Consider the following 24256-nt stretch of genomic DNA (forward strand, 5'->3'; position numbering starts at 1 on the left):
TCACCCGCCCTTTTTCATGCTCCGGCCGGCTCCCCGGGAGAGTCCCCCGCTACGCCTCGCTGTGCGGCCGGGATCGATGGCCGCGCAGTTGCTGCCACAGCAGCGCCAGCACGAAGCCGGCGGTGAACAGCAGCACGATGGTCGGACCCGGCGCACTGTCGAGGAAGAAGCTCAGATACACCCCGGCGAGCGCCGCCACCACCGCGATGAGCACGGCCAGCAGCAGCATCCAGCCAAAGCTGCGCGTCAGCAAAAAGGCGATGGCCCCCGGCGCGATCAGCAGCGCAATGGCCAGCACCAGGCCGACAGCCTTGAGCGCCCCCACCACCGCCAGCGAAACCGCGGCCAGCAAGCCGTAGTGCAGCACGGCAACAGGCAGGCCCGTGGTGCGCGCCTGCATCGGATCGAAGGTGTAGAGCAGCAGATCACGCCACTTGAGCGCGATCCACAACCCGATGGCCACGGCAATGGCGCCGCTCTCGGCCAGGTCGCGGACATCCACGCCCAACATGTCGCCGAACAGGATATGGTCCAGGTGCACATCGCTGCGGATCCACACATACAGCAGCAGGCCGAGCGCGAACATGCCGGAGAACACGATGCCCATGATGGTGTCCTCCTTGACGCGGCTGTTGACCTGCAGGTAGCCGATGGCCAGCGCGCAGGCCATGCCGGCGGCGAAGGCGCCGAGCAGGTACGGCAGTCCCAGCAGGTAGGCCAGCACCACGCCGGGGAAGATCGCATGCGAGATCGCGTCCCCCAGCAGCGCCCAGCCCTTGAGCACTAGGTAGCATGAAAGCAGCGCCGTGGGCACGGCCACGATGGCCGCGATCAGGAACGCCGAGTGCATGAAGTCGAACTGCAATGGCAGCAGCAGCGTGTCAAGGAGCGCATCGAGGTTCATGCGGCATCCTCCACCGCCGTGTGCGTGGTGGCCGGCTGCCGCAGGGCCCGCCGGCTGCGCCGCCGCGCCGCCAGCAGGCCATGCCTGGGCGCGAGGAAGAAAGCCGCCAGGAACAGCAGCGTCTGCAGCAGCACGATGACGGCACCGGTGGCCCCGTCGATGAAATAGCTGGCATAGGCCCCAACGAAGCTGGTGACGGTGCCGATCAGCACGGCAATGCCGATGAGGTGCGAGAAGCGATCGCTCAGCAGGTAGGCGGTGGCGCCGGGCGTGACGATCAGCGCGATCACCAGGAAGGCGCCGACGGTCTGCATAGCTGCCACGGCGCTGGCCGAGAGCATGGCGAAGAACAGCACCTTGAGCCGGTTCACCGGCAGGCCGCAGGCACGCGCCTGCGTCTCGTCAAAGAACACCAGCAGCAGATCCTTCCACTTGAGCAGCAGCACCGCCAGCGTCGCGCCGCCGATGAGCAGCAACTGGCGCGTGTCGCCCGGCGTGATGGCCAGGATGTTGCCCAGCACGATGGTCTGGATGTTCACGCTGGTCGGCGAGAGCGAGATCATGAAGAGGCCCAGCCCGAAGAAGGAAGTGAAGATCAGGCCGATGATGGCGTCCTCCTTGAGCCGCGTTCGCTGGTTGAGGAACACCATCGCGGCCGCGGCCAGTCCGCCAGCGAAGAAGGCACCGGCCGAGAACGGCAAGCCCAGCATGTAGGCGCCGGCCACCCCCGGCACGATGGAGTGCGAGAGTGCATCGCCGATCAGCGACCAGCCCTTGAGCATCAGAAAGCAGGAGAGAAACGCGCAGACGCCGCCGATCAGCGCCGCCACCCACATGGCGTTGACCATGTAGGCGTAGCCGAACGGTTCGACCAGGGCCTGCCACCAGGCATCGCCGCTCATGGTGCCCCCTCCCCGCCGGCAGCGGGCGCCTGGCCGGCCGCCGGCGCATCGCGCTCGCCGCGCACCGACGAGCGGCCATCGAGCAGCACGAGCGGGCGCTCGTCGTCGCTCATGATGCCGACCACGGCACTGCCTGCGCCATGATGCTGCGGCAGGTCGAAGTGGCGCAGCACGCCGCCGAAGGCCCGCTCAAGATTGGCATGGGTGAAGATTTCCGCCGTGGGCCCATAGGCCAGCACGGTGTTCCTGACCAGCACGGTGCGGTCGCAGAACTCGGGGACGCTGCCCAGGTTGTGGGTCGAGACCAGCATCACTCGCCCTTCGTCACGCAGCGCACGCAGCAGCGCGATGATGGCATCCTCGGTCTTCACGTCGACGCCGGTGAAGGGCTCGTCGAGCAGGATCACGCGAGCATCCTGTGCCAGTGCGCGCGCGAGGAACACGCGCTTCTTCTGGCCGCCCGAGAGTTCACCGATCTGCCGCTGGCGCAGCTCCAGCAGCCCCACGCGCTGCAGCGCCTGCTCCACCGCCGCGTGGTCGGCGCGGCCCGGGATACGCAAAAAGCCCATGTGACCGTAGCGTCCCATCATCACCACATCCTCGACCAGCACCGGGAAGTTCCAGTCCACCTCCTCGCTCTGCGGCACATAGGCCACGAGGTTGCGGCGCATGGCTTCGCGCGCGGGCATGCCCAGCACGCGCACCTGCCCTTCGGAGAGGCGCAGCAAGCCCATGATGGACTTGAACAGCGTGGACTTGCCGCTGCCGTTGACGCCCACCAGCGCGGTGATGCTGCCCAGCGGCGTGCAAAAACTCGCATCGCGCAGGGCCGTGTGGCCATTGCGGTAGGTGATGGTGACATGCTGCACATCCAGACCACCAGCGCACCGCGCATCGGCGGCCTCATCCGGTGCCACCGCCGCCACTGCGGGCACCGCCGCGCCGGCAGCATGCAGTGCAGCGTCGCCGGATGCCGTCAGGGCCTCCGCCTGCCGGGTCATTGCGCCAGTCCCTTGGCAATGGTCTCGGAGGTCACCCGCAGCAGGTCCAGGTAGGTGGGCACCGGGCCGCCGGGCTCGCTGAGCGAATCCACATACAGCACGCCGCCATAGCGAGCGCCGGTCTCGCGCGCGACCTGTTCGGCCGGCGCCGCCGAGACGGTGCTCTCGCTGAACACGGCCGGGATGTTGTGCGCACGCACCTGGTCGATCACATGCCGCACCTGCCGGGGCGTGCCCTGCTGGTCGGAATTGATGGGCCACAGGTACAACTCCTTGAGGCCGAAATCACGCGCCAGGTAGCTGAACGCACCTTCGCTGGTGACCAGCCAGCGACGCTGCTCGGGCAACTGCTCCAGCGCGTCATGGATGGGCCTGATGGCGGCGCGGATCTGCGCCTTGTAGGCCTCGGCATTGGCCCGATAGGTGTCGGCATTGCGCGGGTCGTGCTGGACCAGCGCATCGCGGATGTTGTCCACATAGATCTGCGCCGAGGTCGGCGACATCCACGCATGCGGGTTGGGCTTGCCGGCATAGGGCCCATCGCCGATGCCAATCGGCTCGACTCCGTTGGAGACCACCACGCTGGGCACGTTCCTCAGGCGTGCGAAGAACTTCTCGAACCACAGCTCCAGGTTCAGGCCGTTCCAGAGAATCAGTTGCGCGCCCTGCGCACGCACCAGATCGCCCGGCGTCGGCTGGTACTCGTGGATTTCCGCGCCGGGTTTGGTGATCGATTCGACCACGGCGGCATCGCCGGCCACGTTGCGCGCCATGTCGGCGATCACCGTGAAAGTGGTGACGACCTTGAACTTGCCGGCCGCAGCCGTCTGCGCCGCTGCCGGCAAGGCCAGGGCCAGCGCGGTGAATCCGAGACTGGCCAACGCCATGCGCCAGCCCAAACGGTGAAATTGCCTGCGTTGGTTATTCATTCCTGCTCCTGTCGTGAAAACATGAATACGCGCTGATGCGTACGCCTGGGCCGCCGGGTCTTCCCATGCATGAACCGGGGCCGGTTTCGTCCTTGATGGCGGAACGCCTCGGCGGATTTATAGCACTGGCTAATGCATGAATATAGCCTAAGCTAAAAATAGCCTGCCCGGCAACATGGGCGATTTCAGGATAATCAGCAGGTTGAAACTCCAGCGTCTGTCCACGAGATCCATACCCCATGACCAGAAACAGCCCCCTTCCCGACGCTGCTCCCGAGCTGCCGGATGCCAGCACCCAGATGGAAGGCTTCCAGCAGGTGCGCGAAGCCCACCGGCTCGAACTCATCGAGGATTACGTGGAGCTGATCTCCGACCTGATCCACAGCATCGGCGAGGCGCGGCAGGTGCAGATCGCCGAGCGGCTGGGCGTGGCGCAACCCACCGTGGCCAAGATGCTCAAACGCCTCGAAGCCGATGGCTATGTGCAGTTGCGCCCCTACCAGGGCACGCTGCTGACCGACAAGGGCGAAGCCATGGCGCAGTACAGCCGCGCCCGCCACCAACTGGTCGAGTCGTTCCTGCTGGCGCTGGGGGTCGACGAGGACAGCGCCCGGCGCGATGCAGAAGGCATGGAGCACCACGTCAGCCAGGCCACGCTTGACGCGTTCCGGCACTATCTGGACCGGCATGGCCGCTGAGCCACGGCACAGCGTCGATGCGCGCTCGCATCAACGCTCCGTCATGCAGCGCATCGGTCTCGCCGTGACTCGCCGCCTCAGCCGGCGCCCCACTCCAGATAACGCAACTCCTCCTCGGTAAAGCCAGCGGCGCGCCGTGCCGCGATGTTCAGCGGCGCCTTCGGGCGCGGCGCCTCGTACTGTGCCACCAGTTGCGGGTACAGTGCCACCGGCTCCAGATCGCGCTGCTGGCAGAGCCAGCGGTACCAGTGGTTGCCGATCGCCACGTGCCCGACCTCCTCGCGCAGGATGATGTCCAGCACCGCGTTGACGGCATGGGCATCGGCCGTATCGACCTGGCGCAGCTTGCGCTGGATCAGCGGCGTGGCATCCAGCCCGCGCGCCTCCAGCGTGCGCGGCACCAGCGCCATGCGTGCGAGGATGTCGCCGCTGGTCTTCTCGCACATGCTCCACAGGCCCTGGTGCGCAGGGAAGTCGCCATAGTCATGGCCCATGGCCTGCAATTGCGCCGCCAGCAACTGGAAGTGGCGCGCCTCCTCGGCCGCCACTTTGAGCCAATCCTCGTAGTACGCGGGCGGCATGCCCGCGAAGCGCCAGACGGCATCGAGCGCGAGATTGATGGCATTGAATTCGATGTGCACGATGGCGTGTACCAGCACCGCGCGCCCGGCCAACGTGGCCGGCGAGCGCCGCGCCACGTCGGTGTGCGGCAGCAGTTGCAGGCCGGGCGGCATCCCCGGCTGCACCGGCCCGGCCGGCGCGATGGCCCGCTGCGGGTCGAGCGGCCACTGCGCCCGCTGCGCGTAAAGCTGCGATGCGGCATGCGCCTTGCCCGCCGCATCGCGCATTTGCAGAATCTCCAGCGCGCGGGCGCGCCACTCGCCGTCCATCATCTCGGTGCTCACATCGGTCATGGGCGGCATTCTAGTGTCGCGGTACACATCAGATGTCGCAGGATGGGCGTCGCGATCGGATTGCGTCGCGACGCCAGGGTATGCAGACAGGCTGGCGCTTCCTTCATAATCGGAGCCGGTGCCCACGACGGCGCGCCAGCGCCAGCCCCCAAACAGCAGAACACCAAGGAGACGATCCATGGCCCTTTACGCCCTCGAAGACATCCAGCCCCAGGTCGACCCCAGCGCCTGGGTCGCCGACAGCGCCGCCGTGATCGGCAAGGTCACCCTGGCAGTGGACACCAGCGTCTGGTTCGGTGCGGTCATCCGCGGCGACACGGAGGATATCCGCATCGGCGCCGGCAGCAACATTCAGGACGCCAGCGTACTGCATGCCGATTTCGGCAAGCCGCTGACCATCGGCCGCGACGTGACCGTGGGCCATCAGGTGATGCTGCATGGCTGCACCATCGGCGACGAATCACTGATCGGCATCGGCGCGGTGATCCTCAATGGCGCGCGCATCGGCAGGAACTGCCTGGTCGGCGCCCGCGCGCTGGTCACCGAGAACAAGGAATTTCCCGATGGCAGCATGATCCTCGGCAGTCCCGCCAAGGTGGTGCGCGCGCTCAGCCCCGAGGAGATCGAAGGGCTGCGCCAAAGTGCCCGCCACTATGTCGAGAATGCGCGGCGCTTCGCCAAAGGGCTGCGCCCGTTGAAGCAGGGCTGAGAACCTGTTCACGATCTGTCCATGGGCACGGGGCTCGCCATCTTGCAATCCAGGGCTGGCACCCCCATGTGGACAGGCATGCGCGTGAAACATCTGCGGGGCACAATGCACACTGCGCACCGCCAAACAGACCACCTGCAGCCCGCCAGTCCCGCGCTGGCTGCCGGACCCTGTTCCTGACCCATCCGAATCTGCGAAACCCCACCGTGTCCGAAATCCAAAAATTCCTGTTTGACGGCCTGCCAGTGCGAGGCGCCATCGTGCGCGTCGATCACGCCTGGCAGGAAGTGCTGCGCCGCCGCGCCGCCAACACCGAAACCGGCCCCTACCCGCCCGATGTCACTCGGCTGCTCGGCGAAATGGCCGCGGCCGGCCTGCTGCTGCAGTCGAACATCAATTTCGAGGGCGCGCTGGTGCTGCAGATCCAGGGGGATGGCCCGCTGCGTCTGGCCGTAGCCGAAGTGCAGTCGAACCTGGAGTTTCGCGTCACCGCCAACCTCGACCCCAGCCAGCGTGAAGCGCTCGCCGAGGGCTGTGACCTGGCCACGCTGGTGAACCAGCACGGCCAGGGCCGCTGCGCCATCACGCTCGACGCCGATGACAAGCGGCCCGGTTACCGCCCCTACCAGGGCATCGTTTCGCTGTGCGACGAGCAGGGCGAAACCCTGCCGGACCTCGCCGCCATCCTGCAACAGTACATGCGCCAGTCCGAGCAGCTCGACACGGTCATCGTGCTGGCCGCCGATGCGCAGGTGGCCGCGGGCCTCCTGATCCAGCGCATTCCCGTCAAGGGCGAGGCCAACCTGGCCGGCCGCCAGCTCGATACCGAGGCGACCGACGCGCTCGGCCAGAACGAGGATTTCAACCGCATCGCCACATTGGCTGCCAGCCTGCGCCAGGACGAACTGCTCGGCCTCGACAGCGAAGCCATCCTGCACCGCCTCTTCTGGCAGGAACCGCTGATGCGCATCGGCACCAATGCGGCGGCGCCCGCCTTTGCCTGCCGCTGCAACCGCGAGCGCGTGGCCACGATGCTACGCACCCTGGGGGCCGAGGAGGTCGAAGGCATCGTCGCCGAACGCGGCCTGGTCGAGATCGGCTGTGACTTCTGCGGTCAGCAATACCGCTTCGACGCGGTGGATGTGGGCCGCCTCTTCAGCCCGCTGGCCTCGCCGCCGGGCAGCGAACACCTGCAGTGACCTGCAGTGAACGGCACAGGCGCGGCCTGGAAACCTCCTGGTCTGCTGGCCAGCGCCCTCAGAACCCGTTCACACCGTCGCCTTGACGCTGCGCTGCAGCACGTCCAGCAACCACTGGATGGCGGCCGGGTGGCGGTTCTGCCGCAGCCATAGCATGGTCACGCTCACCGGTGCGAGCTGGATGGGCAGTTCGCGCATCACCAGATGATGCGCCAGTCCGCTGGGTGCCAGAAAGTGCCGGGGCAAGGCGGTCAGCAGTTGCGTTTGCGCAACAACTCGGGCAGCCGTCAGGTACTGGTTGACGGTCATCACAACCTGGCGGCGCAGGCCGCGCGCGGCCAGAGCCTCGTCGATGAAACCGTAGGGTCGGCCGGAAAAGCTCACCAGCAAGTGCCGGGCATCGCAGAAGCGCTCCAGCGTCAACGGTTGCTCGGCCAGTGGATGCTGCGCATTCATCACGCACACATATTCGCGCTGGTACAGCAGCCGCGCTTCGAAAGCCACACCGGCTTCGGCCTGGGCCCGCGCAGTCAGGTCCGCCAGCACTGCCGGGAAATAGCCCACCGCCACATCGATCTCGGCCGATTCCAGCATGCGGCGCGGGTCACGGGTCGTCAGCGGCATCACCTGCACACTCACGCGTGGGGCCTCTTTTTCCAGAATTTGCACCAAATGAGGGAGAAGCAAGGCCGCTGTGGCATCGATCATGCCCATGTGCACCGTCATGTCGGTGCGGGCCGGGTCAAAGCTTTCCGGCGATATGGCGTCGCGTAATTGCAACATCACATCGCGTACCGTGTCCCACAGCTCCACCGCACGCGCCGTCGGCTCCAGGCCCTGGCCGGAGCGCACCAGCAACTCATCCTCCAGAGCTTCACGCAGACGTCGCAGCGCATTGCTGACAGCAGGCTGCGTCAGGTTCAGGCGCTCAGCCGCCTTGGTGAGCGAGCGCTCCTGCATCACCACGTCAAAGACGCGCAGCAGGTTCAGATCCAGCGAGCGGAAATTGGCCATGCGATCCTCCTCGCCAAAATATTCACATCATGAATATTGATGATTCAATAAATAAACTTGAGCGGCACTGGGGCAAACCCTAACATTGCGTCATTCGATATTTTTCAAGGCGCCATCAGCGCCGAGCAACAGACAGACTCCCAAAAGGAACCTTCATCATGACCGCCTTTGTACACTCCGACGTCCATCAAGAACACGATGGCATGAACCGCATCCTCAACGGCATGGCCGACCTGGTCCGCCGCGCCCACGAATCGCGCCTGTTCTTCGCCGCGATGATCGCTGGCGCCGTGGTTGCCACCGACTACCTGATCAGCCCCGCCGGCACCAGCCTGACAGCCTGGCTGCTGCTGTGGGCCGTGGCCTTCGGCATCGCCTCGCTGCTCAACCCGTCCCGTCAGGTGCATGCCCGCCGCGCCGGCCTGTTCGAACGCTGGATGCAAAGCCAGCGCGACGCCCGCGCCAACGAACAGATGTGGCAACTGGCCATGAGCGACCACCGCGTGATGGCAGATCTGGTGCGCAGCATGAACAACCAGCACTGATCCCCCCGGATCGGAAGGAACGGCAGGAAAATCTTCCTGCCGTTTTTTTTTGTTTGTCAGTTGCCCACGCGCAACAGTCAAGAAAATAGTACTCCGCCGGTCGAAATCGCCCGGAACCCCGCGGCAATTTCTCAGGGGCGGCCAGCCGCCGCGCGCGCGCGCGCACGTTCCTCGGTGGTCTGCGCCACCTTGTCGCGCACATAGAGCGGTGCGATGTCCTGCGCCTCCTGGCTCCGGCCCTGCGCCATCAGGGCCGGAGCCAGGCGCAGCATGGCCTCGGCCGCAGGCAGGGCCGGCAGCCATGGCTGGCCGGTGAATGCCTCTGGATAGACCTCGAAGGCATTTCCAGCCAGTGCATGACCGGGGGGCACCTGCAGTTGCGCGGGTGGCAGCACGGCAATCGCGGCCTCGCGCTGCCAGGTACCACCGTCAGGCGCCCCCTCATCGGGCTGCCAGCGGTAAGGTGCCGCATACACCTCCTGCATGCGTGCATCGAGCACCGCCATGACCTGCTCTGCGCCATACTGCCGGCGCGCCTGCTCGGCCACCGCCAGCAGGGACTCGACCGGCACGGCCGGCAGGCCGCTGCCCCAGGCCAGGCCCTGGGCCACCGCGCAACTGGTGCGCAAACCGGTGAAGGAGCCCGGCCCGCAGCCATAGACGATGGCGTCGAGCGCCGTCAGCGCCAGTTGCGCCTGGCGCAGCAACTCGAGAATGGCTGGCAGGGCCTGCTGCGAGGACTGTGGCCCGCCCGCGCCTTCATACTGCCAGAGGCGCTCGCCGCTTTGCAGCGCAATCGACAGCCGTTCGGTGCTGGTATCCAGGGCAAGCAGTTTCATGGGGATGGAGTTCAGGGTATTCTCGGCCAGGCGCCATTATCGGCGCCTTGGCAACTGCGCCACAGCAGCGCGGGCGTTTGCCACACAGGCCCTGCAGATGGCACACAATGCGGCTTGCTTTTTCCGATTCAGACCATGCGATCGATCCACACCCGTTTCCTGCCTCGCGCCTGCCTGGGTACCCTGGCGCTGCTTGGCCTTGCCGGCCTGCCGGCGGCCCAGACACCACAGGCCGCACTCGCGACATCTCCCAATCATGCGGCGCTGGTGGCCAGCGGCGAAGCCAGCGCCCAGCCTCAGCTGCCGGCCGGTTTCGTCGCCGCACTGGATCGCGCCAAGATCCCCTCCGGCGCCGTCTCCGTGTGGGTGCAGGAGGTCGAGGGCCAGGCGCCGCCGCGCATCGCCTACCATGCCGACACCCCTGTCAGTCCGGCATCGGTGATGAAGCTGGTGACGACCTACGCCGCCCTCGACCAGCTCGGTCCGGCCTACACCTGGAAGACGCGCGTCTACGCCGATGGCCCCATCGAGGGTGGCAGCCTGCGCGGCAATGTCTACATCCAGGGTGGCGGCGACCCCAAGCTGGTGATGGAGCGCCTGTGGGCGCTGCTGCGCCAGCTGCAGCAGCGCGGCATCCGCGTGGTGCTGGGCGACATCGTGCTCGACCGCGGCGCCTACGAGTTGCCCGACCACGACCCGGCCGCTTTCGACGACGAGCCCCTGCGCCCCTACAATGCTGCGCCCGATGCACTGCTGATCAACTACAAGTCGGTGGTGCTGCGCTTCGTGCCCGATCCAGCCAATGGCGTGGCGCAGGTGCTGCAGTCACCACCGATGGCTCAGCTTGCCATCCCCGCCACCGTACCGCTGTCGAACGGCAAGGGCTGCCCGGCCACTTGGCGTCAGAACCTGAAGCTCGACGTCAGCGAGCGCGGCCGCTGGAGCATGGCCGGCAGCTACCCGGCGGCCTGTGGCGAGCTGAACTGGCCAGTGGCCTACCCGGACCCGCAAGTCTTCGCCGGCAAGGCCATCGAGGGCATGTGGCGCGAGATGGGCGGCAGCCTCACCGGCACGGTGCGCACCGGCGCCACGCCGCGCGGCCTGCGTCCGCTGGTCACCGAGCTCTCGCCTCCGCTGGCCGAGGTGATCCGGGACGTCAACAAGTACAGCAACAACGTGATGGCCGACCATGTCTTCCTGGCGCTGGGCAACGACCAGGCCGACGACAGCGGCCAGAACGGCGCCTCGGTCAGCCAGCACGACAGCTTTGCGCTGGCGCAGCAACATGTGCAGCGCTGGTGGACGCGACGCATCGGCAACCCGGAGGGCTCGCTCGTCATCGACAACGGCTCGGGCCTGAGCCGCGACGCGCGGGTGACGGCCCACGCGCTGGCGCTCATGCTGCGCCATGCCTGGCAGGCGCCGGTGATGCCAGAGCTGGTGGCGTCGCTGCCGGTCACCGGCGTCGATGGCACCATGCGCCGCAGCAAGGCCCAGGCGCCGGCCCACCTCAAGACCGGCTCGCTGCGCAACGTCAATGCCATCGCCGGCTACGTACACGGCCACAGCGGCAAGCGCTACGTGCTGGTGGCCATCGTCAATCATGCCAACGCGGCCGGCGCGCGCGGCCCGGCGTTCGACGCGCTGATCGACTGGGTGGCAGAAGACTGACGGGTCCGAGCGACCCGGCCCGAGCGGCGCGGCGGGGCTCGGCGATAATCGGCGGCATCCATGCCATCATCGACCACGGGGAGTGACTTTTGTTTTCCATCATCCAAGCCGCAGGCTGGCCGATCTGGCCACTGATCGCCTGTTCGATCCTGGCCCTTGCCATCATCGCCGAACGCCTCTACAGCCTGCGCCGCCCACTGGTCGCGCCCAGCGGCCTGCTGGACGAGGCACTGAGCGTCTCCGCCAAGTACGTGCCGCCCGCCGACGTGATCGACAAGCTCGCGCAGAACTCGCCTTTGGGCGAGGTGCTTGCCAGCGGCCTGCAGACGCTCAAGAACAATCCCAAGGCCAGCGAGGATGAGCTGCGCTCGGCCATGCAGAACAGCGGCCGCGTCGTCGTCAGCCGCCTGGGCCGCTACCTGCAGGCGCTGGCCACCATCGCCTCGGCAGCGCCGCTGCTGGGCCTGCTGGGCACCGTCATCGGCATGATCGCCATCTTCGCCTCGCAGGGCACGATCGACTCGGGCATCATCACCGGCAACCCTGGCCAGCTCGCGCACGGCATCTCCATCGCGCTTTACAACACCGCCTTCGGCCTGATCGTGGCGATTCCGGCGCTGATCTTCTGGCGCTACTTCAAGAGCCGCGTCGACGGCTACGTGCTGGAGCTGGAGGTGGCCGCCGAGACCTTCGTCAAACACCTCAAGGGTCTGCAGAAATGAACTTCCGACCCCAGGCGGACAGCGAGCCGGAAATCAACCTGATCCCCTTCATCGACGTGCTGCTGGTGATCCTGATCTTTCTGATGCTGACCACCACCTACAGCCGCTTCAACGAGCTGCAGCTGACCCTGCCGCTGGCCAATGCCGAGCAGTTGAGCGAGCGCCCGCAGGAAATCACCGTGGCCATCGATGCAGGCGGCCAGTACGCCATCGACGGCCAGTTGCTGGGCAAGGCCACGCCCTCGCAGCTGACGGCCGAGCTGCGCCAGTTCGCCAGCAGCCGGCCCGAGGCCATTCTCATCATCAGCGCCGATGCCATGGCCTCGCACCAGTCGGTGATCTCGGTCATGGAGGCGGCTCGCAATGCCGGGCTGGTGCGCGTGACCTTTGCCACCCAGGCCGCCTCCGGCGACTGAGCCCGTGCGGCACCATTCTTTCGGCCGCATGTCTTTCTCCCTGCAACAAGCCTGGCGCCGCCGCAGCGGCCTCGCAGCACTGCTGTGGCCGCTCTCGGTCCTCTATGGCACCCTCGCCGGCCTGCGCCGCGCCCTCTACCGGCTGGGCCTGCGCCAAAGCCGGCACCTGCCGGTGCCCACCGTGGTGGTAGGCAATGTGATCGCCGGCGGTGCCGGCAAGACGCCGGTGACGATTGCACTGGTGCAGGCGCTGCAGCACGCCGGCATTGCCGCCGGCGTGATTGCGCGCGGCTATGGCCGCCAGAGCCGGGACTGCCGAGCCGTGACGGCCACCAGCAGTGCCGGCGAAGTCGGCGACGAGCCACTGCTGATCCACCGCGCCACCGGTGCCCCGGTCTTCGTGGCGGCGCGCCGCCACGACGCCGGCATGGCGCTGCTGCAGGCCCACCCCGAGGTGCGCATCATCGTCTGCGACGATGGCCTGCAGCATCTCGCGCTGGAGCGCGACTTCGAGATCTGCGTGTTCCCGGCCAATGGCATCGGCAACGGCTGGCTGCTGCCGGCCGGCCCCTTGCGCGAACCCTGGCCGCGCAAGGTCGACGCCGTGCTGCAGGCGCCCGGCATCGCGCCGGCGCTGCCGCTGCCAGCGGCAACGCCAAGCTGGACCCTGCAGCGGCGCCTCGCCGATGCCGCGCACAACGCCCAGGGCCAGACCATCCCGCTGGCGCAGCTGGCCGCGCTGCAGGCCGAAGCTGGCGCCGCACCTCTGGCCGCTGTCGCCGGCATCGCCCGACCCGAATCCTTCTTCGAGATGCTGCAGGCGCGCGGCCTGCACCTGCACACGCGCATCGCCCTGCCCGACCACTTCGACTATGCCGCGCCGCCTGCTGCAACTCCAACGCTGCAGGCATGGCAAGCCTTGCAAGTGCTGCCGGTCGGCACGCCGCTGCTCTGCACCGAGAAAGACGCCGTCAAACTCTGGTCGCTGCGACCCGATGCCTGGGCGGTGCCGCTGGAGGTGACGCTGCCTCAGCCGCTGGTCAATGCCGTGCTGGCGCTGTTGGATACAAACGATGCCGCGTCGCTGCGCTCAAGCAGCATGCAGTCGCCATAGCTGAAGAAGCGGTAGCGCCCGGCCACCGCATGCTGGTAGAGCGCGCGGATATGCGCATAGCCGGCCAAGGCGCTCACCAGCATCATCAGCGTGCTCTTGGGCAGGTGGAAATTGGTCAACAGCAAATCGACCACCTGAAACCGGAAGCCCGGTGTGATGAAGATTTGCGTATCCCCCTGCACCTGGCCCGTGCGCGCCCAGGATTCGAGCGTGCGCACACTGGTGGTGCCCACCGCCACCACGCGCCCGCCCCTGGCACGACAGGCCTCGACGGCCTGCACGGTCTCGGGCGGAATGCGGTAATACTCGCTGTGCATGCGATGCTGCGAAAGGTCCTCGGTCTTGACCGGCTGGAAGGTGCCGGCACCGACGTGCAGCGTGATGCTGGCACGCTCGACGCCCGCCGCCTGCAGCGCCGCCAGGGTCTTCTCATCGAAATGCAGCGCTGCCGTCGGCGCGGCCACCGCGCCGGGGGTGCGGGCAAAGACGGTCTGGTAGCGCTCGGCGTCCTCCTCGGCATCGGCATCATCGCCCTCGGCCTGGTGGCGTTCGATGTAGGGCGGCAGCGGCAGGTGGCCAAAGCGCTCCATCAGGCTCCAGGGTGTCTCACCGGCGGCGCCATGGAGGCGCAGCAGAAAGAGCGGGCCATCCGCATCGGGCCAGCGCCCCAGCAGCTCTGCATCGAAGCCGCCGGCCGCGAGGCCACCGGCCAGATGCAGCACCGCGCCGGCCGCCGGCTTCTTGCTGACCTTCATGTGTGCGGCCACGCAGCCGTCCTGCAGCACGCGCTCGATCAGGATTTCCAGCTTGCCGCCCGTGGCCTTCTCGCCGAAGATGCGCGCCTTGACCACCTGGGTGTCATTGAAGACCAGCAGATCCCCCGCCCGCAGCAACTGCGGCAACTCGTGAAAATGCCGGTCCTGCGGCGGCAGGCGGCGCCCATCCAGCAGCCGCGAGGCACTGCGCTCGCTGGCCGGATGCTGGGCAATCAGCTCGGGCGGCAGTGTGTAGTCGAAATCGCTGAGGCAGAACTCACCGGGGGAGCGGTGCGCGGAATCGGGCATGGCAGGGCGTGGGCAGGCAAAACCGGGCATTGTATGCTTGCGGCTTGTTCACCATGCAAAGCTCTCCCATGCCTTCCGAACTCGACGTCAGACTGCGCCCGCTGGAGCGCGACGACCTGCATTTCGTCCACCAGATGGACAACAACGCCAGCGTGATGCGCTACTGGTTCGAAGAGCCTTTCGAGACCTTCGCGGAACTGACGTCGCTCTACGAGCAGCACATCCACGACCAGGGCGAGCGCCGCTTCGTGGTCGAGTTCGCCAGCCAGAAGGCCGGCCTCGTGGAACTGGTGGAGATCGACCACGTGCACCGCCGCGCGGAATTCCAGATCATCATCGCGCCGGACTTCCAGGGCAAGGGCCTGGCCACGCGCGCGACGCGACTGGCGATGGATTACGGCTTCAGCGTGCTCAACCTCTACAAGCTCTACCTGATCGTCGACAAGGAGAACCACCGGGCCATCCACGTCTACACCAAGCTGGGTTTCAAGGTGGAGGGTGAGCTGATCCACGAATTCTTCATCAACGGCGAATACCGCAACGCCACCCGCATGTGCCTGTTCCAGCACGAGTACCTGGAGAAATTCCACCGCAAGGGCAGCACGCTGTTGCGCCCGACTGCGCAATGAGCGGAGGTATCCACGTACAAAGGGCGCACGTGGCCTCCCTGACCTGAAGGCTGGATTCGGCTTCTCCGACAATGCCCTTGAGGATGGCTCCGGGTTTGTACCCGGCCCCAAGCAGCGAGCCTCTGGAAGATGGGTGCGGTTTGACCTTGTCGCTGGAATCCGCATGCCATAACGGAGTCACGAATTGACTTGCGTGGCCTGGCGCTGCGCATGCTTGCGCACCCGCTCCTTGCACGTGCGCGGCCAGCCGTGGCCGCCCCGCATTTGAGCGTGGATCACCTTAAGGTGCGCCAGCAGTGTGTCGTCGCTGAGATGGTGTCGCTGGACCGCGCTGGCTCTACGAACGAAGTGTGTTCGTGGTAGCCGGCGATGCTGGCCTGCCGCCGGCAGGCCTCCATCTGCTCGGCGCTCACACCCCTTGCTCCCAGGCGATCCACCTCGACCCAGTTGAACAGCATCCGCTTTCCCCCAGCATCCTGGCCGCCGCTGCCATGCTCCGGCCACCGTGAACCAGTCGCACTGCCTCCTGCTTGAATTCCAGCGCGTGGCGTGCCCGCACTGCATGGTCCTCGTCATTTCCGTTTTCCTTGCTTGCATTGAACCATGCAGCAAGGGAGACGTTTTTCGGGCACAGGGTCAAGAGGCAGAGCGCGAATCCAGTCCGGTTCGGCTCACCCGCCGCACCATGTCACCACCGGCGATCGCACGACCGCCGGGCATGGTCACGCGGCGGCATACGCCGATAGGCACCCCGGCCAATGCCTTGCGGAAGATCATTCGTCCGGCGTTCATAGCGGCTCAACCCGTGTAGGCCAACCACAAAACCGCCCAAAGCCCGCGGCCATTGGGCCCGCGGGGCGACGCCGCTTGCTCTGCACCCACCTGGAGCCGCTTACCTGAGAATGCGCAGCCGCTGCAGCAGCGCAATCAGCTCGCCCATGACGCCGCGGCGGAACAGCAGCACGCAGACCACGAAGATCAGGCCGGTGACGATGGTGACCGATTCGCCCAGCGAGCGGAACCAGCCGATGCCCGAGAGCTGCGCCAGCCAGTTGCCCCATTCGCCCACCTTGTTCTCGATGGCCACGATCACCAACGAACCCATCAGCGGCCCCGACATGGTTCCCACGCCGCCCACCAGCGTCATCAGCACCACGTGGCCGGACATGCTCCAATGCCCGTCACTGAGCGTGGCAAAGCCCAGCACCAGCGTCTTGAGCGCGCCGGCCAGGCCCGCCAGCGCCGCCGAGAGCACGAACACCAGCAGCTTGAAGCGGTTGGTGTCATAGCCCAGCGAGATGGCGCGCGGCTCGTTCTCCTTGATGCTGCGCAGCACATGCCCGAAAGGCGAATGCACGATGCGCACGATCAGCAGGAAGGCCAGCACCACGATGGCCAGCGTGACGTAGTACATAGTCAGGTCGCTGCGCAGATCCAGCAGGCCCAGCAGGCGCCCGCGCGGTACGCCCTGCAGGCCGTCCTCGCCGCCGGTGAAAGGCGCCTGCAGCCAGACGAAGTACAGCATCTGCGCGAGCGCCAGCGTGATCATAGTGAAGTAGATGCCCTGGCGCTTGATGGCGAGGTAACCCATCACCAGGCCCAGCAGAGCACCGAAGGCGGTGCCCAGCAGCAGGCCCATCTCGGGCGGTACGCCCCAGACCTTGAGCGCATGGCCGGTGACGTAGCCCGCCCCGCCCAGGAAGGCCGCATGGCCGAAGGAGAGCAGCCCGGTGTAGCCGAACAGCAGGTTGAAGGCGCAGGCAAACAGTGCGAAGCAGAAGAGCTTCATCATGAAGATCGGATAGGCACCGAGGAATGGCGCCGCCAGCAGCGCCAGGAGCAGCGCCGCGTAGCCGATGGTTGCGAGTTTCTGGTTCATGGCGGGCGTCCTTGCGCGTCTCACTGTTCTTTGCCAAACAAGCCGGCCGGGCGGATCAGCAGCACGATGGCCATGATCACGAACACCACTGTCGAGGAGGCTTCCGGGTAGAACACACGGGTCAGGCCCTCGATCACGCCCAGCAGCAGGCCGGTGACGATGGAGCCCATGATGGAGCCCATGCCGCCGATCACCACCACGGCGAAGACGGTGATGATGAGGTTCTGCCCCATCAGCGGCGAGACCTGGTAGATGGGCGCGGCCAGCACGCCGGCAAAGGCGGCCAGCGCCACGCCGAAACCGTAGGTGAGCGTGATCATCAGCGGCACGTTGATGCCGAAGGCCTCAACCAGACGCGGGTTCTCGGTGCCGGCGCGCAGATAGGCGCCCAGCCGCGTCTTCTCGATCATGAACCAGGTGAAGAGGCATACCAGCAGCGAGGCCAGCACCACCCAGGCACGGTACTTGGGCATGAACATGAAGCCCAGGTTGAAGCCGCCCTGCAACAGCGCCGGGGTCTGGTAGCTCAGGCCCGAGACGCCGTAGGCGGAGCGAAAGCCGCCCTCTATCAGCAGCGCCAGCCCGAGCGTCAGCAACAGGCCGTAGATGTGGTCGAGCTTGTAGATCCAGCGCAGGAACAGGCGCTCGAGCACGATGCCCAGGAGCCCCACCACCAGCGGCGCGAGCAGCAGCATCGCCCAGTAATTGATGCCCAGGTAATGCAAGCCCATCCAGGTGACCACCGCACCCGTCATGAACAACGCGCCATGCGCGAAGTTGATGACGTTGAGCAGGCCGAAGATGACCGCCAGCCCCAGGCTCAGGATGGCATAGAAGGAGCCGTTGACCAGGCCCAGCAGCAATTGGCTGAGGATGGCTGGCAGGGATACACCGAAGAGTTCCATGGTTGAGAGGCCCGAAGTTGGCAAACCCAGTGCGCCATGTCCGCCGCCTGCCGGCGGCATCGCGCCGCCGGCATGGCCTCGGGCGCGGCGCCCGTCACGCGCTGCGCGCCTGGCTCACTTCCAGAGCGCGCACTTGCTCTCCTGCCGGGTGGTGAAAACGTCGCTGCCTTTGAGGGCCTGCACCACCTTGAGGTAGTCCCAGTCCCGGCTGGATTCACCCGGCTGCTTGACCTCCACCAGATACATGTCATGCTCGTAGCGGCCATCGGGGCGGATCTGGCCGCTGGCGTAGAAGTCCTTGAGCGGCTTGCTGCCCAGCAGTTCGCGCACTTTGGCACCGTCGGTGGTGCCGGCCTCCTGCACGGCCTGCAGCCAGTTGTAGACGGCCGAGTAGTTGGCCGCCTGCACCGAGGTTGGCATGCGCTTGGTCTTCTCGTAGAAACGCTGCGCCCAGGCACGTGACTCGTCGTTCAGGTCCCAGTACCAGCTGTCGGTGAACTGCAGGCCCTGCGTGGTCTGCAGGCCCATGCTGTGGATGTCCGAGAGGAACAGCAGCAGGCCGGCGAGCTTCATGGTGCTGGTGATGCCGAACTCGCTGGCGGCCTTGATGGTGTTGATGGTGTCGCCGCCCGCGTTGGCCATGCCCAGGATCTTGGCCTTGGAGCTTTGTGCCTGCAGCAGGAAGGAGGAGAAATCCGAGGCATTGAGCGGGTGGCGCACCGAGCCCAGCACCTTGCCGCCATTGGCCTTGACGGTGGCGGCGGTGTCGTTCTCCAGCGCGTGGCCGAAAGCGTAGTCGGCCGTCAGGAAGAACCAGGTGTCGCCACCGGCATCCAGGATGGCCTTGCCGGTGCCGCGCGCCAGCGCCACCGTGTCGTAGGCATAGTGCACCGTGAGCGGCGCACACTGCTCGTTGGTCAGCGCCGAGGTGCCGGCGCCATTGTTGATGTAGAGCACCTTCTTCTCGTTGGCGACAGTGCTGGTGGCCAGCGCGGTGCCGGAGTTGGTGCCGCCCAGGATCAGCGCCGCGCCCTGCGTGTCGATCCATTCGCGCGCCTTGGCGGCGGCGATGTCGGCCTTGTTCTGGTGGTCGGCCGTGAGCAGCTCGACGGGCTTGTCCAGCACCTTGCCGCCAAAGTCCTCGATGGCCATCTGCGCGGCCAGCACGCCACCGCGGCCGTCGACGTCCGAATACAGGCTGGACATGTCGGTGACGAAGCCGATCACGACCTTGTCCTGCGCCTGCGCGGCGCTCATCCACCCGGCCGCGCCCAGCATGGCGGCGATGAGGGTCAGTCTGGTTTTCATGAGGGTGTCTCCTTCGATCTCGATGGTCATGGTTGCGGGGAAATAACGGGACTCTCCAAAGGCGGTGCCGGTTGTGGCGGTGGCAATGGGCTGCGCGCGGCGGGCGTCGGAATCGGCGCTCAAACGCCCAAGCTCAGACGCCCAGAAGCTCGCCCAGCACGGGCATCTTGGCCTCCAGTTCGGCGGCGGCGAAATGCTCCACGACGCGGCCATGCTCGATGACATAGAAGCGGTCGGCCAGCGGCGCGGCGAAGCGGAAGTTCTGCTCGACCATGACCACCGTGTAGCCCTTCTCGCGCAGCGTGGCGATCATGCGCGCGAGCGCCTGCACGATCACCGGCGCCAGGCCTTCGGAAATTTCGTCGAGCAGCAGCAGGTTGGCACCGGTGCGCAGAATGCGCGCCACCGCCAGCATCTGCTGTTCGCCGCCCGAAAGACGGGTGCCGGGGCTGTGGCGGCGCTCGGCCAAGTTGGGAAACATCTGATAGATCTCGGCCACGCTCATGCCCGCGCTGGTGCCTGCGCCGGAGACGGCACCAGCGCTCTTGAGCGCGGGTGGCAGCAGCAGGTTCTCCTCGGCCGAAAGGCTGGCGAAGATGCCGCGCTCCTCGGGGCAGTAGCCCACGCCTAGGCGTGCGATGCGGTGCGTGGGCAGGCCGATGGTCTCGGTGCCGTCGATCTGGATCGAGCCCTCGCGCCGCCCGATCAGGCCCATGATGGCGCGCAGGATGGAGGTACGCCCGGCGCCATTGCGCCCGAGCAGCGTCACCACCTCGCCGCGCCGCACTTCCAGGTCCACGCCGTGCAACACGTGCGACTCGCCGTACCAGCCCTGCAGCTGGCAGATCCGCAGCGCGGACGTGCCGACCGTCTTCACCATGCTTGCGGAATCCACCGCGTCCGCCATGCTCGCCGTGTTGGATGTGGCCACGCCCATGTCAGTGTGCTCCTTGCAGTTGGCCTTCGGTGGTGCCCATGTAGGCCTCCATCACCTGCGGGTTGCGCGAAACATCGGCATAGCTGCCCTCGGCCAGCACGGCGCCGCGCTGCAGCACCGAGATGCGATCGGCGATGGTGGAGACCACTTTCATGTTGTGCTCGACCATCAGGATGGTCCGCCCTTTGGCGACCGCCTTGATGAGCTGGGTGACGCGGTCCACGTCCTCGTGGCCCATGCCCTGGGTCGGCTCGTCGAGCAGCATGAGTTCGGGCTCCATCGCCAGCGTGGTGGCAATCTCCAGCGCGCGCTTGCGGCCATAGGGCAGGTTGACGGTGACTTCCTCGGCCCAGTCCTGCAGGCCGACCTCGGCCAGCAGATCCAGCGCACGCTGGTTGAGCCGATCAAGCGAGCGCTCGCTCTTCCAGAAGTGGTACTGCGTGCCGAGCTGGCGCTGCAGCGCCACGCGGACGTTCTCGCGCACGCTCATGTGCGGGAACACCGCCGAGATCTGGAACGAGCGGATCACCCCGCGCCGGGCAATCTGCGCCGGCCGCTCGCCGGTGATGTCGATGCCGTTGAAGTGGATGCTGCCCTCGGTCGGCACCAGGAACTTGGTCAGCAGGTTGAAGCAGGTGGTCTTGCCCGCCCCGTTCGGGCCGATGAGCGCGTGGATGTGGCCGCGCTGGACCTGCAGGTTGACATCACTGACGGCCGTGAAGCCCTTGAACTGCTTCGTCAGATTTTGCGTTGCCAGAATGACATCACCCATGCGCGCCCCATCCCATCGACCGAGGAACGGCAGGTGCCGACAACCCGGCCTTCAGACCGGCGGCATCCGCCAACGAATGGGATCGATGCTAGGTTTGCTGCAACGCACACACAATGGGGAAAGCCTCCATCGTAGTTACCCGATGGAGGCTTTCCCGGTATGGCCCGATTGCGGCTTGATCACGGCATCTTCTCGGCCTGTTCATGAGCCCTTCACGGCCACACCATCTCACCCTTGGCCACCTTGGCGCTCAGTACCAGGCCGCCTTCTCCCTCCAGGCCGGGGTAGCGTTTCTCCATCGCGGCAATCAGCGCATCGGCATCGCGGGCCTTGGCGGCCTCCTCGTCGAAAGCGCGGATGTAATCGGCGGTGAATGCCACGGCGCTCAGATCCAGCCTGGCACCCGGAGCAAAGTGGCCGGGCACGACAACCCTGGGCTGCAGTGCCTCGATGGTCTCCAGCATGGCCAGCCAGTCGGCATGCGATTGCGGGGTCTGGGTGTCGGCCATCCAGACATGCAGACCGGCTTGCACCGGGATGCCGCCCGCCACGGTCTGGATGGAGGGGATCCACACGACACTGCGGTCGGGCGCGGGGCCGGCGAGCCCCACGATCTTCAGCTCCTGCCCTTCCAGCGTCAGCGTGTCGCCCTGCAAGGGCTGCGGCACGACGATGGCCTGCGGGGCGTTGCTGCCCAGTTGCGGGCCCCATACCTTGAGCTTCTCATCCTTGGTGGCCTGGATGTGGGCAATGGTCTGCGGCGTAGCCACAATCGCCGCTTGCGGAAAGGCCTGCCGCAGGGTGTCCAGGCCGAAGTAGTAGTCGGGGTCGCCGTGGCTGATGTAGATGGTGCGCAGGGTCTTGCCGGAGGCCGCAACCCGTTCGGCCAGCTTGCGGGCCTCGGCGGCGGAAAACTGCGCGTCGATCAACAGGGCGTCGGACTCGCCGCTGACCAGCACCGAGGAGACGGCAAAAATGGCCTCCTCGCCGGGGTTGAAGACCTCGATGTGCAATGGCGCACCGGCAACCGCAGGCACTGCGCCGGCCGCCAGGGCCGGCGCGCTACCGGCAGCCATGGCCAGGCCAAGTGCACCTGCCAGTGCGAAGGGGCGCCAGAACGAGAAAACATGCATTGAATTCACCTTGTCAGTGTGGAAAAACCGTTGAAAAAACCGTGGCGCAGAACCGCCGAGACATGCGCCGCCCGCACACGCCATCAGGTCGCCACCACCTGCTCGACCAGGGCCTCTGGCTGTGTGAATGCCGCGCCGGCCTGCAACAGCTGGCACCGGCCACCGGTCTCCAGCACGAAGGTAGGCACGCCCCGCGCGCCCATGGCCTGCATCAACTGCCGGGCTTGCCCGACCCGGCTGCGATTGACCTCCAGCGGTTCGGCCGAGGGTGTGCACAGCAAGACCGCAGCGGCTTCCAGGCCCAGGCCTTGCAGCACGGCGGCCAAAGTGGCCGGCTCGGTGATGTTGCGGCCATCCACATAGCGGGCCCGCTGCATGGCCTTGAGAGCTGCCAGTTCCTGTTCCGGCGCAGTCAGGGCCACGGCGGTCAGAGCCATGGTGGCGGGGCCGCTGTCGAACATCTGCAGGTGGTCGGCCAGCACGCAACGGCGGTAGGTCTCGCTGAAGGGCTGACCGGTCAGAAGCTGGATGCGCTGGTCGTTGTCCCATGCATAGTCGGCAAAGTCACGTGTCATCCGGCGAGCGCCATTGCCGGCGAACAGGCCGCTGGGCATCAGGTGCAGTTGCACGTCCCCGCCACGGGCCAGCGCGTCCAGCGCCGCGCTGGCGCCGTAGCACCAGCCGCACAGCGGATCAAAGAGGTAATGCACGGTTTTCAGCGGCTGTTTCTGCATGGTCCATTCCTGGACACCGCTCGACCATGGGGCGGCGGCTTGTTGAGGCGTCGTTGGAATCGCTGGGGTTCGTGCTGGTCAGGCGCTTGTCCTGCGACGCCGATGGGGTGAATGGAATTCTAGGAACAAGCAATTGATAGATAAATACATATTGAATATATTAAGAGTATGTCAAAAGCAAACAATGAAGATGGTGCTGGCCATGGCAACTACGCAAACCTCAAACGGCTGGCCTACTTTGTCGCGGTGGTCGAGACCGGCTCCTTCACCGCGGCGGCCGAGCGCCTGGGCATCACCAAGGCGGTGGTCAGTCAGCAGGTGGCGCGGCTCGAGCGCGAGTTCCGCACCAGCCTGCTCACACGCACCACACGCAAGGTCGTTCCCACCGAGACGGGCCAGGCCTTCTACCAGCGCTGTGCGCTGGTCCTGCGCGAGGCCGGTGACGCCTTTGACGAGCTGGCCCAAAGTGCCGAGACGCCAGCGGGCACGCTGCGCCTGACCGCCCCGCTGGACTTCGGCATTGCGGCGGTAGTGCCGGCCATCGCCACCTTCGCAAGGCGCTACCCGCAATGCCGGGTGGAGGCGATCTACAGCGATCAGGCGCTGGACCTCATGTCCGGACAGGTGGAACTGGCCATCCGCGTAGGCTGGCTCAGCGAGCCGCATCTGCAGGCGCGCCAGGTGGGCAGCTTCAGGCAGCTCCTGGTGGCCGGCGCCGACTGGGCCCGGAGTGCCGGGGAACTGCGCCATCCGCAGGCGCTCGCCACCCTGCCGTTTGTGGCCAACACCGCCCTGCGCGAGCCGCTGCAGTGGCATTTTTCGCATGAGGCCCAGGAACGCCAGTTCGTGCATCTGCAGGCCAGCGTCTACCTCAACGAAACCCTGGCGGTGCGCGAGGCAGTGCGCCTGGGCATGGGCCTTTCCGTGCTGCCCGATTTCGTCGTGGCACAGGATCTTGCCGCCGGCCGGCTCGCGCAGGTTCTGCCCGATTGGCAATTGCCGGCCGGCGGCATCCATGCCGTGTTTCCCACTGCGCGCTTTCGTCCGACCAAGGTGCGTGCCTTCGTCGAAGTCCTCGCCGAGCAGCTGGCGCAGCGCCAGTCGCTCGGCGATTGACAGGCGTTGTGCCTGGGCGCGTGGGCCGTAGAAAAATAGTCGGCTACGAAACGGCCATAGCGAGGCCTCTTCCCGCTTCGCCATTTTCTACCGCCCACGTTCCTCACTGGCGCCACGACACTGCCAGGCCCTGTTGACGATCTTTGCGCCGGCTGCAGGGCTGGCCATTGGGTTGCGCATACCATTGCAGGTTTCTGTCGTG

At 66.4% G+C, this 24256-nt stretch carries 25 protein-coding genes; 10 read left to right on the forward strand and 15 right to left on the reverse strand.

Annotated features, from left to right (window positions below):
• Positions 1-49: 49 nt before the first annotated feature.
• From EV687_RS06460 to EV687_RS06475, 4 genes are read right to left on the reverse strand one after another with little or no spacing between them, the layout of a single operon-like run.
• Positions 50-904, reverse strand: coding sequence for a metal ABC transporter permease (locus EV687_RS06460; protein ID WP_122231917.1), 855 nt, complete (start codon positions 902-904; stop codon positions 50-52).
• Complete coding sequence (locus EV687_RS06465) at positions 901-1806, reverse strand: metal ABC transporter permease (RefSeq protein ID WP_122231916.1); 906 nt, start codon at positions 1804-1806, stop codon at positions 901-903. The genes EV687_RS06460 and EV687_RS06465 overlap by 4 nt, the downstream gene beginning before the upstream one ends.
• A complete protein-coding gene (locus tag EV687_RS06470) occupies positions 1803-2807 on the reverse strand; it encodes a manganese/iron ABC transporter ATP-binding protein (protein WP_122231915.1) in 1005 nt (334 codons plus the stop codon). Before EV687_RS06470 ends, EV687_RS06465 begins: the two co-directional genes overlap by 4 nt.
• Entirely contained in the window at positions 2804-3736 is a 933-nt protein-coding gene (locus EV687_RS06475) for a metal ABC transporter substrate-binding protein (protein WP_122231914.1), read from the reverse strand. The genes EV687_RS06470 and EV687_RS06475 overlap by 4 nt, the downstream gene beginning before the upstream one ends.
• Before the next feature lie 239 nt (positions 3737-3975).
• Here EV687_RS06475 and mntR point away from each other — a divergent pair, with 239 nt between their 5' ends.
• On the forward strand, positions 3976-4434 hold the full coding sequence (mntR, locus tag EV687_RS06480) for a manganese-binding transcriptional regulator MntR (RefSeq protein ID WP_122231913.1): 459 nt from the start codon (positions 3976-3978) through the stop codon (positions 4432-4434).
• 77 nt (positions 4435-4511) lie between these two features.
• Here the strand turns inward: mntR and EV687_RS06485 are convergent, their stop codons facing one another.
• Positions 4512-5348: a ferritin-like domain-containing protein gene (locus EV687_RS06485; RefSeq protein ID WP_242612523.1), complete on the reverse strand. Its 837-nt coding sequence runs from the start codon at positions 5346-5348 to the stop codon at positions 4512-4514.
• Positions 5349-5526: 178 nt separating this feature from the next.
• On the opposite strand from EV687_RS06485, the gene EV687_RS06490 reads away from it, so the two are divergent.
• Complete coding sequence (locus EV687_RS06490) at positions 5527-6057, forward strand: gamma carbonic anhydrase family protein (RefSeq protein WP_122231912.1); 531 nt, start codon at positions 5527-5529, stop codon at positions 6055-6057.
• Between the two features lie 206 nt (positions 6058-6263).
• Positions 6264-7256 carry an Hsp33 family molecular chaperone HslO gene (hslO, locus tag EV687_RS06495; RefSeq protein ID WP_122231911.1) on the forward strand — a complete coding sequence of 331 codons (993 nt, stop codon included), beginning with the start codon at positions 6264-6266 and terminating at the stop codon, positions 7254-7256.
• 69 nt (positions 7257-7325) lie between these two features.
• Here hslO and EV687_RS06500 read toward each other — a convergent pair whose 3' ends face one another.
• Positions 7326-8270 carry a LysR family transcriptional regulator gene (locus EV687_RS06500; RefSeq protein ID WP_122231910.1) on the reverse strand — a complete coding sequence of 315 codons (945 nt, stop codon included), beginning with the start codon at positions 8268-8270 and terminating at the stop codon, positions 7326-7328.
• Between the two features lie 158 nt (positions 8271-8428).
• On the opposite strand from EV687_RS06500, the gene EV687_RS06505 reads away from it, so the two are divergent.
• Positions 8429-8815, forward strand: a complete 387-nt coding sequence (locus tag EV687_RS06505) for a hypothetical protein (RefSeq protein ID WP_122231909.1) — start codon at positions 8429-8431, stop codon at positions 8813-8815.
• A gap of 131 nt (positions 8816-8946) precedes the next feature.
• Here the strand turns inward: EV687_RS06505 and tsaB are convergent, their stop codons facing one another.
• The gene (gene tsaB, locus EV687_RS06510; RefSeq protein WP_122231908.1) at positions 8947-9654 is read right to left on the reverse strand and encodes a tRNA (adenosine(37)-N6)-threonylcarbamoyltransferase complex dimerization subunit type 1 TsaB; all 708 of its coding nucleotides are present in this window, start codon (positions 9652-9654) and stop codon (positions 8947-8949) included.
• Between the two features lie 135 nt (positions 9655-9789).
• On the opposite strand from tsaB, the gene dacB reads away from it, so the two are divergent.
• From dacB to lpxK, 4 genes are all read left to right on the forward strand, one after another.
• Positions 9790-11325, forward strand: coding sequence for a D-alanyl-D-alanine carboxypeptidase/D-alanyl-D-alanine endopeptidase (gene dacB, locus EV687_RS06515; protein WP_122231907.1), 1536 nt, complete (start codon positions 9790-9792; stop codon positions 11323-11325).
• 89 nt (positions 11326-11414) lie between these two features.
• Complete coding sequence (locus EV687_RS06520) at positions 11415-12047, forward strand: MotA/TolQ/ExbB proton channel family protein (protein WP_122231906.1); 633 nt, start codon at positions 11415-11417, stop codon at positions 12045-12047.
• Entirely contained in the window at positions 12044-12463 is a 420-nt protein-coding gene (locus EV687_RS06525; protein WP_122231905.1) for an ExbD/TolR family protein, read from the forward strand. Before EV687_RS06520 ends, EV687_RS06525 begins: the two co-directional genes overlap by 4 nt.
• Before the next feature lie 28 nt (positions 12464-12491).
• The gene (lpxK, locus tag EV687_RS06530) at positions 12492-13577 is read left to right on the forward strand and encodes a tetraacyldisaccharide 4'-kinase (RefSeq protein WP_122231970.1); all 1086 of its coding nucleotides are present in this window, start codon (positions 12492-12494) and stop codon (positions 13575-13577) included.
• Here lpxK and queA read toward each other — a convergent pair.
• Entirely contained in the window at positions 13493-14641 is a 1149-nt protein-coding gene (gene queA, locus EV687_RS06535; RefSeq protein ID WP_122231969.1) for a tRNA preQ1(34) S-adenosylmethionine ribosyltransferase-isomerase QueA, read from the reverse strand. The genes lpxK and queA overlap by 85 nt on opposite strands.
• Before the next feature lie 68 nt (positions 14642-14709).
• Between queA and speG the strand changes: the two genes are divergently transcribed.
• Positions 14710-15270: a spermidine N1-acetyltransferase gene (gene speG / locus EV687_RS06540; RefSeq protein WP_122231968.1), complete on the forward strand. Its 561-nt coding sequence runs from the start codon at positions 14710-14712 to the stop codon at positions 15268-15270.
• An 892-nt stretch (positions 15271-16162) separates the two neighbouring features.
• On the opposite strand, the gene EV687_RS06550 is transcribed toward speG, so the two are convergent.
• The 7 genes from EV687_RS06550 to EV687_RS06580 all read right to left on the reverse strand — a co-directional run bounded on the left by EV687_RS06550 (position 16163) and on the right by EV687_RS06580 (position 22938).
• Entirely contained in the window at positions 16163-17149 is a 987-nt protein-coding gene (locus tag EV687_RS06550; protein ID WP_122231904.1) for a branched-chain amino acid ABC transporter permease, read from the reverse strand.
• A 20-nt stretch (positions 17150-17169) separates the two neighbouring features.
• Complete coding sequence (locus EV687_RS06555) at positions 17170-18054, reverse strand: branched-chain amino acid ABC transporter permease (protein WP_122231903.1); 885 nt, start codon at positions 18052-18054, stop codon at positions 17170-17172.
• 114 nt (positions 18055-18168) lie between these two features.
• A complete protein-coding gene (locus EV687_RS06560) occupies positions 18169-19362 on the reverse strand; it encodes an ABC transporter substrate-binding protein (protein ID WP_122231967.1) in 1194 nt (397 codons plus the stop codon).
• 133 nt (positions 19363-19495) lie between these two features.
• Complete coding sequence (locus EV687_RS06565) at positions 19496-20242, reverse strand: ABC transporter ATP-binding protein (protein WP_122231966.1); 747 nt, start codon at positions 20240-20242, stop codon at positions 19496-19498.
• A gap of 58 nt (positions 20243-20300) precedes the next feature.
• Positions 20301-21071: an ABC transporter ATP-binding protein gene (locus EV687_RS06570; RefSeq protein ID WP_122231902.1), complete on the reverse strand. Its 771-nt coding sequence runs from the start codon at positions 21069-21071 to the stop codon at positions 20301-20303.
• Between the two features lie 212 nt (positions 21072-21283).
• Complete coding sequence (locus EV687_RS06575) at positions 21284-22204, reverse strand: MBL fold metallo-hydrolase (protein WP_122231901.1); 921 nt, start codon at positions 22202-22204, stop codon at positions 21284-21286.
• An 83-nt stretch (positions 22205-22287) separates the two neighbouring features.
• A complete protein-coding gene (locus EV687_RS06580; RefSeq protein WP_122231900.1) occupies positions 22288-22938 on the reverse strand; it encodes a DsbA family protein in 651 nt (216 codons plus the stop codon).
• A gap of 168 nt (positions 22939-23106) precedes the next feature.
• Between EV687_RS06580 and EV687_RS06585 the strand changes: the two genes are divergently transcribed.
• Complete coding sequence (locus tag EV687_RS06585; protein WP_122231899.1) at positions 23107-24054, forward strand: LysR family transcriptional regulator; 948 nt, start codon at positions 23107-23109, stop codon at positions 24052-24054.
• Positions 24055-24256: the final 202 nt, after the last annotated feature.

It is taken from the genome of Corticibacter populi (assembly GCF_004217315.1).
Taxonomy (GTDB): Bacteria; Pseudomonadota; Gammaproteobacteria; order Burkholderiales; family Burkholderiaceae_C; genus Lampropedia; species Lampropedia populi.

Coding starts and splice junctions, on each gene's coding strand:
- EV687_RS06460 (WP_122231917.1), bottom strand. CDS start 904: ATGAACCTCGATGCGCTCCTTGACACGCTGCTGCTGCCATTGCAGTTC.
- EV687_RS06465 (WP_122231916.1), bottom strand. CDS start 1,806: ATGAGCGGCGATGCCTGGTGGCAGGCCCTGGTCGAACCGTTCGGCTAC.
- EV687_RS06470 (WP_122231915.1), bottom strand. CDS start 2,807: ATGACCCGGCAGGCGGAGGCCCTGACGGCATCCGGCGACGCTGCACTG.
- EV687_RS06475 (WP_122231914.1), bottom strand. CDS start 3,736: ATGAATAACCAACGCAGGCAATTTCACCGTTTGGGCTGGCGCATGGCG.
- mntR (WP_122231913.1), top strand. CDS start 3,976: ATGACCAGAAACAGCCCCCTTCCCGACGCTGCTCCCGAGCTGCCGGAT.
- EV687_RS06485 (WP_242612523.1), bottom strand. CDS start 5,348: ATGACCGATGTGAGCACCGAGATGATGGACGGCGAGTGGCGCGCCCGC.
- EV687_RS06490 (WP_122231912.1), top strand. CDS start 5,527: ATGGCCCTTTACGCCCTCGAAGACATCCAGCCCCAGGTCGACCCCAGC.
- EV687_RS06500 (WP_122231910.1), bottom strand. CDS start 8,270: ATGGCCAATTTCCGCTCGCTGGATCTGAACCTGCTGCGCGTCTTTGAC.
- EV687_RS06505 (WP_122231909.1), top strand. CDS start 8,429: ATGACCGCCTTTGTACACTCCGACGTCCATCAAGAACACGATGGCATG.
- tsaB (WP_122231908.1), bottom strand. CDS start 9,654: ATGAAACTGCTTGCCCTGGATACCAGCACCGAACGGCTGTCGATTGCG.
- dacB (WP_122231907.1), top strand. CDS start 9,790: ATGCGATCGATCCACACCCGTTTCCTGCCTCGCGCCTGCCTGGGTACC.
- EV687_RS06525 (WP_122231905.1), top strand. CDS start 12,044: ATGAACTTCCGACCCCAGGCGGACAGCGAGCCGGAAATCAACCTGATC.
- lpxK (WP_122231970.1), top strand. CDS start 12,492: ATGTCTTTCTCCCTGCAACAAGCCTGGCGCCGCCGCAGCGGCCTCGCA.
- queA (WP_122231969.1), bottom strand. CDS start 14,641: ATGCCCGATTCCGCGCACCGCTCCCCCGGTGAGTTCTGCCTCAGCGAT.
- speG (WP_122231968.1), top strand. CDS start 14,710: ATGCCTTCCGAACTCGACGTCAGACTGCGCCCGCTGGAGCGCGACGAC.
- EV687_RS06550 (WP_122231904.1), bottom strand. CDS start 17,149: ATGAACCAGAAACTCGCAACCATCGGCTACGCGGCGCTGCTCCTGGCG.
- EV687_RS06555 (WP_122231903.1), bottom strand. CDS start 18,054: ATGGAACTCTTCGGTGTATCCCTGCCAGCCATCCTCAGCCAATTGCTG.
- EV687_RS06560 (WP_122231967.1), bottom strand. CDS start 19,362: ATGAAAACCAGACTGACCCTCATCGCCGCCATGCTGGGCGCGGCCGGG.
- EV687_RS06565 (WP_122231966.1), bottom strand. CDS start 20,242: ATGGTGAAGACGGTCGGCACGTCCGCGCTGCGGATCTGCCAGCTGCAG.
- EV687_RS06570 (WP_122231902.1), bottom strand. CDS start 21,071: ATGGGTGATGTCATTCTGGCAACGCAAAATCTGACGAAGCAGTTCAAG.
- EV687_RS06575 (WP_122231901.1), bottom strand. CDS start 22,204: ATGCATGTTTTCTCGTTCTGGCGCCCCTTCGCACTGGCAGGTGCACTT.
- EV687_RS06580 (WP_122231900.1), bottom strand. CDS start 22,938: ATGCAGAAACAGCCGCTGAAAACCGTGCATTACCTCTTTGATCCGCTG.
- EV687_RS06585 (WP_122231899.1), top strand. CDS start 23,107: ATGTCAAAAGCAAACAATGAAGATGGTGCTGGCCATGGCAACTACGCA.